Annotated in this window: 17 protein-coding genes; 16 read left to right on the top strand and 1 reads right to left on the bottom strand. The window is 67.6% G+C overall.

Annotated elements, in window-relative coordinates; all coding sequences use genetic code 11:
- The first annotated feature begins 29 nt into the window (after positions 1 to 29).
- The 6 genes from BAY61_RS24940 (at position 30) to BAY61_RS24915 (ending at position 8,085) form a co-directional block, all read left to right on the top strand.
- The gene (locus BAY61_RS24940) at positions 30 to 1,244 is read left to right on the top strand and encodes a mannonate dehydratase (RefSeq protein ID WP_091807076.1); all 1,215 of its coding nucleotides are present in this window, start codon (positions 30 to 32) and stop codon (positions 1,242 to 1,244) included.
- A 589-nt stretch (positions 1,245 to 1,833) separates the two neighbouring features.
- A complete protein-coding gene (locus BAY61_RS24935) occupies positions 1,834 to 4,107 on the top strand; it encodes a molybdopterin-containing oxidoreductase family protein (RefSeq protein WP_245865412.1) in 2,274 nt (757 codons plus the stop codon).
- On the top strand, positions 4,107 to 4,883 hold the full coding sequence (locus BAY61_RS24930) for an SDR family NAD(P)-dependent oxidoreductase (RefSeq protein WP_091807080.1): 777 nt from the start codon (positions 4,107 to 4,109) through the stop codon (positions 4,881 to 4,883). Before BAY61_RS24935 ends, BAY61_RS24930 begins: the two co-directional genes overlap by 1 nt.
- 173 nt (positions 4,884 to 5,056) lie before the next feature.
- Positions 5,057 to 6,157, top strand: a complete 1,101-nt coding sequence (gene dctP / locus BAY61_RS24925) for a TRAP transporter substrate-binding protein DctP (protein ID WP_091807091.1) — start codon at positions 5,057 to 5,059, stop codon at positions 6,155 to 6,157.
- A 48-nt stretch (positions 6,158 to 6,205) separates the two neighbouring features.
- Positions 6,206 to 7,543 (top strand): TRAP transporter large permease, encoded by a 1,338-nt coding sequence (locus BAY61_RS24920; RefSeq protein ID WP_091807093.1) that lies wholly within the window; start codon positions 6,206 to 6,208, stop codon positions 7,541 to 7,543.
- Positions 7,540 to 8,085 (top strand): TRAP transporter small permease, encoded by a 546-nt coding sequence (locus BAY61_RS24915; RefSeq protein WP_091807095.1) that lies wholly within the window; start codon positions 7,540 to 7,542, stop codon positions 8,083 to 8,085. The genes BAY61_RS24920 and BAY61_RS24915 overlap by 4 nt, the downstream gene beginning before the upstream one ends.
- Positions 8,086 to 8,092: 7 nt before the next feature.
- Here the strand turns inward: BAY61_RS24915 and BAY61_RS24910 are convergent, their stop codons facing one another.
- A complete protein-coding gene (locus BAY61_RS24910) occupies positions 8,093 to 9,022 on the bottom strand; it encodes an alpha/beta fold hydrolase (RefSeq protein WP_091807096.1) in 930 nt (309 codons plus the stop codon).
- Between the two features lie 93 nt (positions 9,023 to 9,115).
- On the opposite strand from BAY61_RS24910, the gene moaA reads away from it, so the two are divergent.
- The 10 genes from moaA to BAY61_RS24860 all read left to right on the top strand — a co-directional run bounded on the left by moaA (position 9,116) and on the right by BAY61_RS24860 (position 16,653).
- Positions 9,116 to 10,132, top strand: coding sequence for a GTP 3',8-cyclase MoaA (moaA, locus tag BAY61_RS24905; protein WP_091807483.1), 1,017 nt, complete (start codon positions 9,116 to 9,118; stop codon positions 10,130 to 10,132).
- 24 nt (positions 10,133 to 10,156) lie between these two features.
- Complete coding sequence (locus BAY61_RS24900) at positions 10,157 to 10,672, top strand: VOC family protein (RefSeq protein WP_091807098.1); 516 nt, start codon at positions 10,157 to 10,159, stop codon at positions 10,670 to 10,672.
- Positions 10,662 to 11,171, top strand: a complete 510-nt coding sequence (locus tag BAY61_RS24895; RefSeq protein WP_091807099.1) for a nuclear transport factor 2 family protein — start codon at positions 10,662 to 10,664, stop codon at positions 11,169 to 11,171. The genes BAY61_RS24900 and BAY61_RS24895 overlap by 11 nt, the downstream gene beginning before the upstream one ends.
- 15 nt (positions 11,172 to 11,186) lie before the next feature.
- Entirely contained in the window at positions 11,187 to 11,870 is a 684-nt protein-coding gene (locus tag BAY61_RS24890) for a TetR/AcrR family transcriptional regulator (protein WP_091807101.1), read from the top strand.
- 204 nt (positions 11,871 to 12,074) lie between these two features.
- The gene (locus BAY61_RS24885) at positions 12,075 to 12,515 is read left to right on the top strand and encodes a hypothetical protein (protein ID WP_211323597.1); all 441 of its coding nucleotides are present in this window, start codon (positions 12,075 to 12,077) and stop codon (positions 12,513 to 12,515) included.
- A complete protein-coding gene (locus BAY61_RS24880; protein ID WP_091807103.1) occupies positions 12,512 to 12,940 on the top strand; it encodes a MaoC family dehydratase in 429 nt (142 codons plus the stop codon). The genes BAY61_RS24885 and BAY61_RS24880 overlap by 4 nt, the downstream gene beginning before the upstream one ends.
- An 8-nt stretch (positions 12,941 to 12,948) precedes the next feature.
- Positions 12,949 to 13,905 (top strand): LLM class flavin-dependent oxidoreductase, encoded by a 957-nt coding sequence (locus tag BAY61_RS24875; protein WP_091807105.1) that lies wholly within the window; start codon positions 12,949 to 12,951, stop codon positions 13,903 to 13,905.
- A complete protein-coding gene (locus BAY61_RS24870) occupies positions 13,902 to 14,741 on the top strand; it encodes an LLM class oxidoreductase (RefSeq protein ID WP_091807107.1) in 840 nt (279 codons plus the stop codon). Before BAY61_RS24875 ends, BAY61_RS24870 begins: the two co-directional genes overlap by 4 nt.
- Positions 14,738 to 15,880, top strand: coding sequence for an acetyl-CoA C-acyltransferase (locus BAY61_RS24865; RefSeq protein ID WP_091807108.1), 1,143 nt, complete (start codon positions 14,738 to 14,740; stop codon positions 15,878 to 15,880). Before BAY61_RS24870 ends, BAY61_RS24865 begins: the two co-directional genes overlap by 4 nt.
- 2 nt (positions 15,881 to 15,882) lie before the next feature.
- Positions 15,883 to 16,653 carry an SDR family NAD(P)-dependent oxidoreductase gene (locus BAY61_RS24860; RefSeq protein WP_091807110.1) on the top strand — a complete coding sequence of 257 codons (771 nt, stop codon included), beginning with the start codon at positions 15,883 to 15,885 and terminating at the stop codon, positions 16,651 to 16,653.
- The last annotated feature ends 5 nt before the right edge of the window (positions 16,654 to 16,658 follow it).

Raw genomic sequence — 16,658 nt, 5'->3', positions numbered from 1 at the left:
GGTCCTCAATTGCGCGGAAGTAGTAACCCGTGGAAAGGCTGCTCAACGTGGCAAATAATCGCAGAAATTTCCTGAGGACCAGCGCCTCGCTAGCCGCAATCTCCGCCGTTGGTCTCGGCGCGAATGGGGCCACGGCATCCGCTGAGACGGCAAGCAACGGCACTCCTCCACGTGGCCCGATTCGGGCCGTCAAGTGGCCCGTACTCGAAGGCCCCAACACTCCTAAGCTGTGTCAATGGTTCTCCCGAACGCCAACCGAGGAGACGGTGCGCCGTTGGCGTCAAGCGGGAGTCGACCACGCCCTTGTCACGAACCCGCTGCCGCTGCCGTGGACCGCCGCGGACCTGCGTGCCGACGTGAAACGGCTTGAAAAAATGGGAATGGGACTGCTGGGCGTCCTGTTCAGTGCTCCCGAAAGCGCGGTCCTCGGCCTCCCCGGGCGTGACGAGAAAATCAATGAGGTAAAACAATCGATTCGTGCCGCAGGGCGTGCTGGTATTCCTGTCGTGGAGTACAACTGGTACGTCCACCGGCTCAGCGAGGGGTACCACGAAGTAATCGGGCGTGGTGGCGCCGGTTACACGGGATTTGACTACGAGCTCGATGTCGACGGGGTTCCGGTCAAGGACTTGCCTCGGCCCGAAGGTGTCGAAGCCTATACTCGCGAACAACTCTGGGACAATCTCGAATATTTCTTGCGTGCGGTGGTTCCGGTCGCGGAAGCCGCTGGCGTCCGTTTGGCTGTTCACCCGAACGATCCGCCTGCGCCGATTAGCCGTGGTAACCCGCAAATATTGGCGACGTTCGACGACTGGAAACGACTTGTCAATTCGGTTCCGAGTCCATCGAATGGTATGACCGTGGACCCAGGTGTCACGACCGAGATCGGTGAGGACCCGCTTGAAGTCGTTCGGTACATGGGTAAGCGCGACTGCATCAACCACGTACATTTTCGTAATGTCTTGGTCGAAAAGCCCTACGTCAAGTACGCGGAAGTCTTTCCGGACAACGGCCAAGTGGACATGTTCGCCTTCATGCGCGAATTGGTTCGACACGACTATCGGTACGGAATCCTCGCCGAGCACCCGCGGGCGCTTGATTACGACCGCAAGCACGACGAAATCGGCGGCCAGTACGCCGACGTCGGCGGTGGTGGACATGCCGGAGAGTTGTATGACACCGGCTACTGCCGAGCATTGATGCAGGCCGCGTTGATCACGGAGGGCAAGGTCCCGAGGAGGTAGCTCGCGTCGTCCTGGTCGGCCGGGCTCGATCCGGTCGACCAGGGGCCGAGCGCGGTAGCTCTTCGAGGCCGGCGTGACTTCGGTGGAGCGGCACAACATTCGGGGATTGGTTCACCGAGTGACCTGGTTGGGCACTCGGGTCGCGGTTCTGTCGGTTCTCGGCCCGGCCAAGATGAAACCGAGTCCTCAAAACAAACCACTCCGGGTCTCTGACCTGGAATGAGGGTGCGCCATCAGGGACTCGAACCCCGACCCGCTGGTTCAGAGTCCGAAACCCGGCCGTGCCGGATGGTGTCGAGTGATGCCGAGACTCTTCCGGCCGCTGGACGGCGGAGCCGCCTGACCGTTGATGTCGACGAGTGTCACCTCTGTCGTCCTGTCCGAGCCCTCTCGGGCTCCCTCGGCCTCGCAAGTGCCAAGTTCGGGTCTGTCAGACCCACCGTTCATCTGACCCCACGCGCTTGAGGACGTGACACCGGCCGTCCGGCAGGCTTTCCACTGTGGACAAACGGGGACCCCTTGTGAGTCGCGTCATGGCGAGGTAGGTTAAATACACCAAACGATTGGTAGGTATGATGGGAGCGTAGCCTTGGCCAAGCTCAACTTCGCGGACGGATCCGACGTCCGCCGGACGTTCTGTACCTTGTGCCCGCAGCACTGCGGCATGCTGTTCCACGTCGATGGCGAGGGACATCCGCAGGCGTTCGACGGGGACCGCGAGAACCCGGTGGCCAACGGCAAACTCTGCATCAAGGGCACAACGGCGATCGAGATCCACCAGCATGACGACCGGCTGAACTTCCCGCTCAAGCGCGTTGGCAAGCGCGGCGAGGGCAAATGGGAGCGGATTTCCTGGGAACAGGCGATGGACGAGATCGCCGAGAAGCTGCGCGAGCTGCGGGAGAAGGACGGCCCGGAGTCCGTGGCCACTCTCGGTGGCACGCACAAGACCCCCGGTGACTGGGCCAGCTGGCGCTGGGCCGCCGACTTCGGCACCCCCAACTTCGTCAGCCAGGGCCGCAACTGCGGTGTCAGCGAGTACATCGCCGAGATCTCGGTCTACGGCTGGGACACCGTGTACCAGAGCTACTACCCCGGCAAGACCAAGTGCATCGTCATCTGGGGCTCCAACCCCGCGGAGTCCTCGCCGCCGTCGTTCGAACGGCTGCGCCAGTGCCAGGCGGCTGGCGCCAAGCTCATCGTCGTCGACCCGCGCCGCACCAAAACGGCGCAGCGCGCGGACCTCCACCTTCCGGTCCGCCCGAGGACCGACGGTGCCCTCGCGCTCGGCATGATCCACGTGATGATCCGGGACGGCATCTACGACAAGGAGTTCGTCGAGCAGTGGTGCACCGGCTTCGACGAGGTCGAGGCCGAGGCCGCGAAGTGGACTCCCGAACGTACCGAGGAGATCACCGGCGTTCCAGCCGACGACGTCGTGACGGCGGCCCACATGTACGCCACGCTGGGGCCCGCGCGCCTGTCGTTCGGGGTCGCGGCGACGCAACTCGGCGAGGGTGCCTCCCGTTCCGCGGTGCTGGGAAGGTCCATCCTGCGGGCGATCTCCGGCAACCTGGACCGGCCGGGCGGTGAGCCGCTCGGCAACCCCTACGACCCGGACACGTTCTCCTGGCTTCCCAACATCAACTTCGAGAAGCTGGTCGATCATCCGTTGCGCACCAGGGAAAGCGTCAACGCGCACGAGAACCCGATCACCTCGATCACCGGATACCAGGCGTTCCGGGACGCCACCGCGAAGGTCTACCCGCAGGGCCACACCGGCACCGCCTACGTCCTCTTCGCCAGCCAGCCCGCGATATACCGCGCCGTCACCAGGCAGGATCCCTATCCGGTGAAGGCGATCCTCGTGCAGTGCGGGGAACCGCTGCTGTCCATGGGCGCGGGCAGGGACGCGTACGAGGCGTTCACGAGCGACAACCTGGAACTGCTCGTCACGATGGACATGTGGATGACGCCGACGGCGCAGCTGTCCGACTACGTGCTGCCCGCCGCCGACTTCATGGAGCGCGCCGACCTGTCCGCCCACTGGGGCATCGGCAACTTCTTCGTGGTGGGACAGCAGGTTTCCACGCCCCTCGGCGAGCGCAGGAACGACTACGACCTCTGGGCCGAACTGGGCCGCAGGCTCTCCGACGACCCCGGCTACTGGCCGGAGACCGTCGAGGGGATGTTCGACCGTTTCCTCGAACCGTCGGGGAAGTCCTATCGTGAGTGGGCCGACGGCGAGGTCAACCACCGCTTCATCAAACCGGTGTTCTACAAGTACCGGGAACGCGGATTCGCCACTCCCTCGGGAAAGGTCGAGCTGGTGCCGAGTTTGTTCGAGCGATTCGGGATCGAGGCGCGACCGGTCTACACCGGGCCGCCGTACTCGATTCCGGACGCGCCGGAGGAGGAGTACCCGTTGCAGATGATCCCCGGCAGCAGGGTCCGTGAGCTCACGGCGTCGAACCTGCGCCAGAGCGCGCGGCTGCGCCGGATCCACCCCGAACCGCTGTGCGACGTCCATCCGGACACGGCAGCGAAGTACGGGGTCGCCGATGGCGAGTGGATGATCATCGAACGGCCGGAGGGCGCGATCCGGCAGCGAGCCCGGTTCGACGAATCCCTGCGGCGGGACACGGTGAATCCGGACGGCTACTGGTGGAATCCCGATGAGCGGCAGTACGAACCGCACCTGTCCGGCGTCTGGGTTTCCAACGCGAATGCCATTACCCCCGGCGCTCCCGAGTTGTCGAGTTTCGCCGGCGACCAGCCGTTGCGGGGCGCGCGGTGCCGGATCCGTGCCGGTGACGCACCCGAGGCGCCCGCGCGTGACGCGCCGGTGTCGGTGCCGGTGTGATGACCGAGGACGCGTTCGGAGGACGGCGGGGCGGTTGCCTCGTCGTCGGCGGCAGCGGCGCGATCGGCAGGGCGGTGGCGACACGGCTCGCCGGGCTCGGCGCCGACGTCACGGTGACCTACGCTGGCAACGCCTCAGCCGCGACGGAGACCGCCGCGCTCGTGAAGGAAACGGGCAGGGACGGGGTCGCGGTAGGGCTCGATCTCGGTGACACCGAACAGGTTCGGAGTGTGGTGGGGGAGGCGGTCAGACGGCACGGCGGGCTTCACACCGTGGTGCTGGCTGCCTCGCCGACCAACTACCAGGCATGGGCGAGCACGCTTGCCCCCGAGCAGTACAACGAGCAGCTGCGGATCGACGCGGGCGGCACGTTCGCGGTGATCAGTGCCGCGTTGCCCGCGCTGCGGGAGTCACGCGGTTCGGTGGTCGTGGTCGCCACTGTCGCGAATAGACGGTTTGTCTTGCGCGACGTGCTCTCGAGCGGGCCGAAGGCGGCCAACGAGGCGGTGGTGAAGGCGGTGGCGGCCGAGGAAGGGCGTTACGGCGTCCGCGCCAACGCCGTCGGCGTGGGCATTCTCGACGAGGGAATGACCCAGGCTCTGATGGCGAGTGGCGACATCCGCCCCGAGCATCTGGAGACCGCGCGGAGCCGGATCCCGCTGGCCGCGTTCGGCAAGGCCGCCGACATCGCGGCCGCGGTGTGTTTCCTGGCCTGCGACGACGCCCGCTACGTCACCGGGCAGTGGATTGACGTCGACGGCGGCTATTCGCTCTGAGTTTTAGTCCACAAAGGACTTCAACGTCATGTCGATTGTGTGACGCGAGTCACGATTTCCCCTAACGAGTGTGCTTGACACCACAACCCCTGTTGGCGTTAATTGACCAACCGGTTGGTGGAATTCTGTCGGCCGACGCCGGACACGAGCTACGCACATCCAGAGGAGGCGCAATGACGCGCACCAGGACCAGCCGGATCTCCCGGCTCCTCGCCGGTCTCGTCGCGGTCGTGATGGCGACGAGCGCCTGCGCTGGCATCGCGTCCAACGCGGGCGGGCCGGTCCAGCTGCGGGCCGCGCAGGTGCTGCCGCCGGGTGGCTCGCAGTCCGATCTCATCCAGTGGTTCATGGACGAGCTGGAGAAGCGTACGGACGGGAAGGTGCGCACCGAGGTCACCTTCGGCGGCGGCCTCCTCTCGGGCACGGACACGCTGCCGGGGCTCAAGCAGGGCCGCGCGGAGGCGGGCAACGTGATTCCCGCCTACTTTCCAGCGGAACTCCCGCTCAACAACATCAACATGGTGCCGATCGCGCACGCTGACCAGGCCGCGCGCCTGCGGGCGCTCCAGGATCTCGCGGACAACGTCGAGGCCTTCCGCGACGAACTCGCGCGACAGGACCTCGAACTGATCGGGTTCCTGCCGAACAACGCCTCCGCGGTCGCGTTCAACTCCCCGGTGAAGTCACTGTCCGATGTGGCCGGTCTCAAGATCCGGATTCCCGCGCGGCCGTCGTCGGTGGTGTGGCAGGAACTCGGCGCGGAGCCGACCTTCCAGGCCTCGGAAGAGGTGTACGAGTCCGTGGAACGCGGCATCGTCGACGGTGTCACGTATCCGATGGACACCCAGGTCGCCAACGGCATCACCGACGTGGCGAAGTACATGGCGCCCGACGTCGGCGAGAACGGTGGCGCGATCTTCGCGATCAGCAAGCTCGCCTACGACCGGTTGTCCGGCGACGTGAAGGACACGATCGAGGAACTCAAAGGTGAGTGGTACGCCAAGTCGGACCAGCTGATGACCAAGTACGACCGGCAGGCCTGCGAGAAGTTCCTCGACTCCGGCGGCACGATCGTGCGCTGGAGCGAGGCCGACGAGGCCAGGATCGCTGACGCGACCCAGCGGCTCGCGCCAGGGGTGTGGAAGGACGAGGCGGCGACGTCCGTCGACCCCGGTGACGTCGAGAAGGTCTGGCGCGCCTACACCGACTCCTTGCGCGAGCACACCGGCGCCTCCTCCTACACCGAGGGCCTCACGACCTGCGGCCGAAACTGACCATACGTCCACTGTGGATGTCCGGGTCGACGAAAGGGCCTGTGTCCCATGGGAACCACTGAGCTTTTCCTGGTGGTCATCGCGATTCTCGCGGCGTGCCTGTTCTCGGGTATGCGCATCGCGCTGGCACTCACCTTCGCCGGGTTCGCCGGCTACTACCTGATCAGCGGCCCGGACGTGGGGATGGCGACGCTGGGCGCGCTGCCGATCAGCAGCGCCTCGAAGTTCACGCTGCTGGTCATCCCGATGTTCGTGTTGCTGGGCAACGCGGCCGAGCGGGCGAACCTGGCCGAGGGCGCCTATCGTGTGCTGGGCTGGTTCCTCCGCAGCCTCCCCGGTGGTCTCGCGGTCGCCACCCTCACGGCGTGCGCCTGTTTCGCCGCGGTCAGCGGTTCGAGTATCGCCACCGTGGTGTCGATCGGGAACCTCGCGATCACCGAGATGCGCAAGGCCGGGTACGCCATGCACGTGGCCGCCGGTGTGGTCGGCGCGGCGGGAACCCTGGGTGTGCTGATCCCGCCGAGTGTGCCGCTGGTGATCTACGGCGTGCTCACCGGCGAGTCCATCGGCGCACTGCTGATGGCGGGCATCGGGCCCGGTGTCGTCACCGCGGTCGTGTACGGCATCTCCATCATGATCCGTGCCAAGCGCAAGCCCGAACTGTTCGGCAGGGGAGCCGAAGACGTGCTGCCGCTCAGCAACCGGCCCGCCCTGCTTTCCGGCGCCTACAGCCTTTTCCGCATCGGCCTGCTGTTCGTGATCATCATCGGCGGTATGTACTCCGGCTTCTTCACGGCGGTGGAGGCTGCCGCGGTCGGCGCGTTCGTCGCCATGCTGATGGTGATCGTCGAGCACCTGCGCAGGCCCAGGGAGATGGGCAGGAGTCTCTGGGGTTCGCTCAGCGCGGCGGTCAGTCTCAACGGGATGGTCTTCGCGCTTCTCATCGGTGGCGCGATCTTTTCCTCGTTCTTGGTCGCCGCCGGGGCGCCACAACTGATCGCCGACGGCCTGACCGGACTTCCGGTGCCCGCGTGGCTGATCGTCGCGCTCATCCTGCTGTTGCTCATCCCGCTGGGCATGTTCCTCGATCCCACGTCGATCCTGCTGATCATGGTGCCGCTGACCTACCCGGTCGTCACCGAACTCGGGATGGACGGGATCTGGTTCGGATTGCTGTTCGTGAAGCTGATCGAGATCGGGCTGCTCACCCCGCCGTTGGGGCTCAACGCGTTCGTCGTCGCCGGGATCCGCAAGGACGTCGAGCTGAGCACCGCTTTCAAGGGCGTGCTCTGGTACGTGCGGCTGGACATCATCGTCGTGATCCTGATGTTCGTCTTTCCCGCGATTGTCACCTTCATTCCGAGCCAGATGGGACTGACCGAATGAACGTCCGCGGTTTCCTCGGTACCGTCGGTCGCGGTCTCGCCGCGACGATCCACGCCCTTTCCCGAAGCCTGGCCGTGGTCTCCATCGCGGGCATGGTCTTCATCATGCTGCTCGTCGTCTACAACTTCGTGCTGCGCGAACTCGGCAAACCCGAGGTGCCGGGCGTTGTCGAGTACGTCGAACTGGCGATGGCGCTGACGGCGTTCTTCGCGCTGGGTGAGGCGGAACGGCAGCGGCGGCATGTCTCCATGACGTCCGTGCTGGACAAGTTGCGGGGGCGTACCTACCAGATCGTGCGGATGGTGGGCGGGATCGGCGCCGCGTTCGTCGCGGTGCTGCTCGCGCTGGCATCCTGGGAGGTGCTCGCCGCCGCGCTCGACACCGGTGAGTACAAGCTCGGTCTGGTCCGGCTTCCCATGTGGCCGGCCAGGCTCGCCGTGTTCGCGGGTTTCCTCATTCTCGCGCTGGAACAGATTGTGACCGCGGTGGAGGACGTGCGCGCCCGTCCGAAGCGGGACGACCTCAGCGGTGCCGGGATCTGAGCATCGGTCACGGCCAGGAGCCGAGCAGATCCCGTATCACGGCGAGAAGGGCGAGGGGCTGGTCCAGCATTACGTGGTGGGCCGCGTCCGGCACGAAGCACAGTGGTGTGCCGGGCCGGTTCGCCAAGGCCGCCCTCGCGCCGTGCGAAAGGTACGATCGCTCGCCCATGACCACCGCGAACGGGCTTTTCGCGCGGTCGAGGTCGCCTTCGAACCTGGTGATCCGGTGATCGCCGTCCGGGTCGGCGAAGATCCGGGGGTCGAAACGCCACCGCCAGCCCTCCTCGAAAGGAGCGAGGCTGTGCCACGCGATGTGCTCGACGTAGAAGTCGTTGGCGCACGGCTGCGAGGGAACCAGGCGGAACCGCCCGAGTGCCTCCGCCGCGGTGGCGTAGCTCCTGTGCGGCCGGACCTCCCTGTCCGACAACGGTTTCTCGGGCGCGGGCGCGTCCGGCCACACCGGAGCGTCGAGGAGAACCACCCTGTGGAACCGGGCGCCGAGGCCGGTGTGGGACATGGCGTGCGAGGCCACGATGCCGCCGAGCGAGTGCGCGACGATCGTGGCGGGGCCGCCCGACACGCTCCGCGCGACCGCGATGATCTCCTTCGCCCAGTGCTCGATCGAGTAGCCGGGCCGGTGCCCGCTGCGGCCGTGCCCGGAAAGGTCGAGTGCGACGACGTGGCCGTCGAGCCGCGCCGCGACCGGCGCCCACCACATGGCGTGCGCCGCTCCTCCGTGCACCAGGATCGTGGCGGGCTCGCGCGGGTCACCCCAGGACAGGAACCGGATCGGGACGCCGTCCACTCGCACCTCGCCCGTGCGCCGCTCGCGTCGCAGGGCAGCCGAGAACCACGCCGGTGGGACGCTGTTTTCGGTACCGGGCGCGCGATCACGGTACTCGGGAGCGACCTGGAAATGTGCCGTCGTGGCGTCCATGCGGCGTTCCTCCCGATGGGGGGCTTGCTCCGAGTTCCGCTCCTTGCCTAACCTACCAAACGAACGGTTGTCAAAATGTGGGAAGGTCCCGTGATGGAAGAGCGTCTCGATGCGGGCCCGCTGCGCGACCGCCTCGGCCGTCCGCTGACCGACGTGCGATTGTCGGTTACCGATCGGTGCAATTTCCGGTGCCGCTACTGCATGCCCCGCGAATTGTTCGGAGCCGGCCACGCCTTCCTGCCGCGTTCCGAACTGCTGAGCTTCGAGGAGATCACCCGCCTGCTCGGCGTCTTCCGGCGCGGCGGTGTGCGCAAGGTCCGGCTGACCGGAGGGGAACCGTTGCTGCGCGGCGGTCTTCCCGACCTCGTCGCGATGCTGTCCGGGTTCGCGGATCTCGCCATGACGACCAACGGGGTGTTGCTGCCGAAACACGCCGCCGTGCTCGCGCGCAATGGTCTGCACCGCGTCACCGTCAGCCTCGACGCGCTCGACGAGAGGACCTTTCGCGCGATGGCCGACACGCCGGTGGCCCTTTCGGCCGTGCTGGACGGCATCACCGCCGCGCGGGAGGCCGGGCTCGGCGTCAAGGTCAACACCGTCGTTCAGCGCGGCGTCAACGACCATCAGATCGAGGAGCTCGCGGCGTGGGCCCGCGACGAGGGTGTCCGGCTGCGCTTCATCGAGTACATGGACGTCGGCACCACCAACGGCTGGGTCCGCGACAAGGTCGTTCCCGCGCACGAGGTCCGGGAACGGGTCGACGCACTGTGGCCACTGGCGGAGGTCGCGCCCGAGGTGGCGGGCGAGGTCGCGACCCGGTTCCGCTACCGCGACGGCGGCGGCGAGATCGGGATCATCGCCTCCGTCACGGCACCGTTCTGTCAGACCTGCACCCGCGCCCGCGTCTCCGCTGTCGGTGAGCTGTACACGTGCCTCTTCGCCGCGCGAGGACTCGACCTGCGCGCTCTGCTACGCGGTGGCGCGACCGACGAGGAGTTGTACGCGGTGCTGGCGCGGCATTGGGCGGGACGGTCCGATCGCGCGTCCGAACTGCGGGGCGAGGAGGGCCTGCGCGGACCACGAGTGGAGATGTCCTACATCGGCGGCTGACCGCCGGTTTCCGGAGAGGAGAACGTGTTGCTGAACATCGCCGACATCTACCACACGGGATTCGTCGTGCCCGATCTCGACGCCGCGCGACGCGACCTGACCGCCGTCTTCGGCGTGACCTGGACCGACGTCGAGCAACACGAGATACCGGTGACGACACCCGAAGGGCCGGTGACGGCGAACCTGCGGTTCGCTTATTCCCAGGGCGGTTCGCCGCGACTGGAGTTGCTGGAACCCGTACCGGGCACGATCTGGGAGGCGCCGTCCGTGTCCTTCGGCCCCGGCGGCGCGCACCATGTCGGTGTGTGGGCCGAGGATTTCGCCGCCACGTCCGCGAAACTCGAGGCCGACGGATTCCCCAGGGTGCTCACCTCCGACGACGGCAGCGGGCAGGCATTCCGATTCGCATACCACCGGTTGCCCAGTGGTCCGCTGATCGAGATCGTCGACGCCGCACGGAAGGCGGAACTCGAGGCGTGGTTCGAGGGCGCCGACTATCCGGCCCCTCGGTCGGAGAACGGGGCCACCGATGACCGCTGAGCCGCGCCCTCTCGACGACGTGCGCGCGACCGCCGTGGCTGCCGAGTTACTGGCCCGCTACTGTTGGGCGATCGACGACGAGGCGTACGACGAACTCCGCGTGCTGTTCCTCCCGGACGCCGTCGCCGACTACGGCGCGTTTCGCTGCCGCGGCGGGGCTGAGGTCGCGGACGTGATGGCCGAACTCCATCGCGATCTCCGCACGACCCAGCATCTGCTCGGCAGCGTGTCCGGCCGGGCCGGCGACGACGGCCAGGTGCGCGTGCGCAGCCACGTTCGCGCCACCCTGGTCGCACGCGGTGGCGAGGGAGCGCGTTCGTCTCGGGTCGAGGTCGCCGCGTCCTATCGTGATCTGCTGAGCCACACCGGCGACGGCTGGCGGATCGCCGAGCGTCGGGTGGACGGTCGGTGGGTCACCGGCGACCGGACTATCCTGCCGTGGTTCGACCGCGCGGGGCACAGTGGAGGGGACGTGCGCTCGACGGACTCAGCTACCTAAAGGGGACGTGACCAGATGTCGAAGACCGACGCCGAGCCGGCCAAGCGGGGGCGGCCGCGTCGTGGGCCTGACCCCGAGCGCTACGCCGAGATCGTCGAGGCCGCCGCGGAGGTGATCCTCGACAAGGGGTACAGCGCGACCAGCATCCAGGACATCGCCGACCGGGTCGGGATCCTCAAGGGGAGCCTCTATCACTACGTCCGATCCAAGGAGGACTTCCTCTACAAGATCATCAAGGACGTGTACGACGAGGCCATCTCGGACATGCACACCGTCACCGAGGGCGCGCGGGACCCGCTGGAGAAACTCGCCGCGTTCGTGCGTGCCCACGTGCTGTTCGCCGCCGACCACCTAGTGCCGTACACGATCCAGGTGCGCGAGTTCGACCGGCTCAGCGAGCATCGTCGCGCCGAGATCCGCGAGGGTGGGGAAACCTATGTCGTGGTGCTCCAGCGCATTCTGGAGGAGGGGCAGCGCGAGGGTGTCATCGACGGCGGGATCGATCCCCGGCTGGCCAGCATCATGATCACCGGTGAGCTGAACTCGATGACCCGGTGGTATCGCCCGGACGGTCCCCGTACCGCGGACCAGTTGGCGGACGTCTACGTCGGGATGATCGTATCCTCGGTCGCCTCCGCCTCCGCGGTCGAGTCGGCAGGCGGTATCGAGACCTTGCGATCGAGTTTCTCGCGAGGCTGATTCCGGAGTTCTTGGTTTTCGTCGGCTGGCGCCTTCGCGCGCGCGAAAGGCCCACTCGCGCGCTGGTAAGGGGCAGCTGGGACGCGGCGGGGCATTTCACGCGCCTGAGTGCGGAACTCGCGGCACTTCCGGATGGGAACTTGGCAGGGCGGACGTCGTCTGGCAGACTTCTACCAATCAATTGGTTGGTGAATTGGAGTCTCGATGACGATGACCGAGAGCGAGCTTGCCGCGATCGTCGGCAGGCCGATTCCCGGCGGGTCCTACACCATCGAGCCGTACGTCGACTGGTTGCTCAACGATGTCGTGGAGTCCGGGCGGGACGGCGAGGTGGCGCACCCGCTGTTCGCCTACATCAGCGTGGCCGTCGGCAAGGGCGTCAGCTGGGACGAGGTCTTCGCGATCTGCGGCGCGACCGCCGCCGACGGTCCGATGTTCGGCGAGCACGAGACCGTGCTCGAACGCCCGCTCAAGGTCGGCGAGAGCTTCACCGTCAGCGGGGAGTTCGTTTCCGCGGAACGCAAGCGCGGCAAACGGACCGGCGTCTTCGACATCGTGGGCTTCCGGCTCGCGCTCACCGACGCCGAGGGCGAACTCGCCGCGGCGACCTACAACTCCATCGTCTTCCCGAGGAGGGACGCATGACCGCGACACTCGTACGGGCGGGCACCGTCATCCCCGAGTGGGAACTCCCCGCCGTGAGCGCCGAGAAGATGAAGACGATGGCGCTGGTACTGGTGGATCCCAACCCGATCCATTTCGACCTCGACGCCGTCCGCGCGCTGGGTATGGGGGACAAGCCGGTCAACCAGGGACCGAACAACCTCGCCTACGTCATGAACATGCTTGCCGCGTGGACCGGCGGTCACGAGCATCTGCGGGGCATTCGGGCGCGCTTTCAGGGCAATGTGCTCGGCGGTGACCACGTCGTCGCGCGCGGCACGGTGTCGGCCTTGCGCGAGGAGAAGGGTCGCATGCTCGCCGACTGCGACGTGGAACTCGTTGTCGGGCAACGGGTTGTGCTCGCGGGTACCGCCACCGTCGACGTCACGCAGCTGGCCAAGGGCTGAGGCGGGCCATGGGCGTCGAGATGGGGGTCGGGCTGTGGACGTTCCAGTCCACAGTGTCCGGTCGTCAGTCGCTTCCCCGGCTTTACCGGGATTTCCCTGAGCTGGCCACATCCGTGGAGCGGCTCGGCTTCGCTCACCTGTGGGTCGCCGAGCACCGGCTCTGGTACGACGCCTTCTGCCCCGCGCCGCTGCTGCCGATCGCCGCCGCCGCGGCGGCCACCACCACGCTCCGGCTCGGGACGGCGATGACCCTGCTACCCCAGCACGACCCGGAACGCCTGCGCTCGCTCGCCGCCGCAGTCGACGACGCGGCGTGTGGTCGGCTCGAACTCGGCCTGGGACTGGGGCATCGGGACGCCGAGTTCGACGCGCTGGGTGTAGCACGCACCGGAAGGGGCCGCAGGATGGAGGCCGGACTCCAGGTCCTCGACCGCGAACCACGCGATCGCCGCCAGGACGCGATGTGGGGCGGTGGCATGGCACGCGCGGCGCTGGACCGCATCGGGCGCTACGGGATGTCCGCGGTGCTGCCGCAGACCCTCGACGCCGAGGGCATCCGCCGCGCGGTCGCCATCATCACCCAAGCCGCGCACGACGCGGGTCGTACACCAGGCCGGATCGGCATGATCAGGGACCTCTGGGTCGATCCCGACGGTGCCAACGCGCGCTCCTGGTTCCTGCCGCGGGTGCGGCGGCACTACCGCGAGGAGGCCGGTGCGTGGTGGGTGCTGGACGGCGTCCACGGCTTCGAACGCCCCGAGCTTCTGGACAAGCAGGTCGAGCGCGCGGCCACCAGTGCGATCGCGGGAACCCCCGACGAGGTCGCCGCGCGGCTCACCGCACTCGCCGACGCGGGGGTGGACACCATCGTGGCCAGGGTCAACTTCGACTTCGTCTCCGAGCGCGCGCTGCACGACCAGCTTGAGTTGCTCGCGTCGACCGTGCTGAAGGCGGTGACGTCATGAGGATCGGCGTCACGATCGATCTCGCCACCGTGCCGCTCGCGGACGTGCCCGCGCTTGCCCGCTCCGTCGAGGAGGCGAAGCTCGACCTGGTGTGGCTGGACGCCCCGCCGGACCGCCCCGAGATCGCACTCGCCGCCGCGGCCACGTGCGCTGGCACCACACGCGCTCCGCTGATCGGCGCGGGAACCTTGGTCGCGGACCACCATCCGCTGTATCTCGCCGAGGAACGCCATGTCACCGACCAGATGCTCGGCGGACGCCTGGTACTGGGCCTGCGGGGCGACAACGAGGAACACCTGAGCGAGTGGACCGAGGTCCTGCTCGCCGCCGCGGCTCCCGTACCGTTCGCGCACCACGGTCCACGCCACACGATCCCGGCGGGTCTGCCACCGCACACCGTGAATCCCGAGACCCGCGTGCGTGTCACGCCCCCGCCGTACGCGCTGGAGCCCACGTTGTGGTTGCTCGGGAACGCCGCCACGACGGTCGCCGCGGCCTATGCGCTCAGTCCGGTGTCCGAAGAGGATGGTTCGTGGGTCTGGCGTGACTTGGAAGGCGCGTTGGGGCGGGCCTGCCGACGATTGCGCCGACCCGCCGTGCGCGACTGGGATCCAGAGGCCGAGGAAGCGCTGGACCTCACCACGCGGCTGCTGTCCGAACGCGACGGATGGGGACTCGACACCACGCTCGTCCGCCTCGCCCCTCGGCCGGGTACCGCGGCGTGGACGGGCGCGCTGGACGATCTCGCCGCCGTGGTCCGGCCGCGGCTACAGCAGCAACGGCTGCCTTCCGGGCTCGGCGAGCTGTGGAAAACGGAACGAGAGGTGACGACATGACCCAGGCCTACATCGTGGACGCGATCCGCACTCCCACTGGGCGGCGCGGTGGCGGTCTTGCCGAACTGCATCCCGCCGATCTTCTCGGTGAGATCTTCACGGCACTGGTGGAACGCACCGGAGTCGATCCGTCCCGGGTGGACGATGTCATCGCGGGCTGTGTGGCGCAGATGGGCGACCAGGCGTGGAACGTCGCCCGCAACGCCTGGCTGTCGGCCGGTCTTCCCGTGGAGGTTCCCGGCGTCACCATCGACCGGCAGTGCGGTTCCTCCCAGCAGGCCGTGCATTTCGCCGCGCAGGCCGTGAAGTCCGGGGAACAGGACCTGGTGGTCGCGGGCGGCGTCGAGGTGATGAGCAGGGTTCCGCTCAACAGCTCAGGCGACCCGGAACTCGGTTACGGCTACCCGTTCGCGGGTGCGGGCTGGGCGAAACACTATGGGGACGAGGAGATCCACCAGTTCCGTGGTGGCGACCTGATCGCCGAGAAGTGGGGTATCGACCGCGAGGCCATGTTCGACCTGGCGATCGCCAGCCACGCGAACGCCGCCCGCGCGCAGGACGAGGGGCGCTTCGACAGCCAGCTGGTGCGGGTCGCCGGGGTCACCGCCGACGAGGGCGTCCGGCGGAGTTCCGACCGGGAGAAAATGCGGAGTATTCCGCCGATCCGGGACGGTGGCATCCACAACGCCCCGCTCGCCAGTCAGATCGCCGACGGCGCTTCCGCCATCCTGGTCGCCTCCGAACGCGCGGTCACCGAGTTCGGTCTCACCCCGATCGCGAAGGTGCACACGGCCAGTGTGGTCGGCAGCGACCCCGTTCTCATTCTGTCCGGCCCGATCCCGGCCACCCGCAAGGTTCTTGGCCGCGCCGGGCTGACCGTGGACGACATCGATCTCTTCGAGTGCAACGAGGCGTTCGCCGCGGTGGTCCTCGCCTGGGCGAAGGACCTTGGCGTGCCACAGGAAAAGGTCAACGTCAATGGCGGTGCCATGGCGCTCGGCCACCCGCTCGGGGCCTCCGGTGCCCGGCTGATGACCACGCTCGTGCACGAGATGACGCGCACCGGTGCCCGTTACGGCCTGCAAACCATGTGCGAGGGCGGCGGTCTCGCCAACGCCACGATTCTGGAGCGGCTGTAGCCATGCGCGTGACCGGCGCGGTGGGGGTTGTCACCGGTGGTGCCTCCGGCATCGGTGAAGGTGTCGTGCGGATGCTCACCGAGAACGGTGGCCGCGCCGCGGTCCTCGACCTGCCGGTGTCGCGCGGTGCCGAACTGTGCGCGGAACTCGGTGACAGCGCGGAGTTCTTCCCGCTCGACATCACCGATCCCGCTCAGGTCGCCGGCACAGTGGACAAGGTCGCACAGCGGTTCGGCCGGATCGACGTGCTCGTCAACAGCGCCGGGATCAGCCCCGCGGCCAGGGTGGTGGCACGTGACGGAACCCTGTACCCGCTGGAGCGTTTCCGGCAGGGTGTCGAGGTCAACCTGCTCGGCGCGTTCGACGTACTGCGCAACGTCACCGGGGTGATGGCGCGCAACGAACCCGGCGAGGACGGCGAACGCGGGCTGGTGGTCAACATCGGCTCGATCGCCGCCTTCGAAGGCCAGGTCGGCCAGGCGTCGTACGCCGCGTCGAAGGGCGGCATCGTCGCGATGACCCTGCCGCTCGCACGGGATCTCGCGAGCCACGGTGTGCGCGTCATGTGCGTGTGCCCCGGCACCATCGACACACCGATGGTGCGCGCCGCGAGCGAGGAGATCCGCGACTACCTGCGTGACGCCAACGTGTTCCCGAAACGGCTCGGCAGGGCCGGTGACATCGCGAACGTGGTCCGGACCTGTATGGAGACGACCTACCTCAACGGCGACGTGATCCGCGTCGACGCCGCCGTGCGCATGGCGCCCCGTTGAGGTAC

The organism is Prauserella marina (assembly GCF_002240355.1).
GTDB classification, from domain to species: domain Bacteria; phylum Actinomycetota; class Actinomycetes; order Mycobacteriales; family Pseudonocardiaceae; genus Prauserella_A; species Prauserella_A marina.
This window is presented reverse-complemented; position numbering and strand designations above follow the sequence as displayed.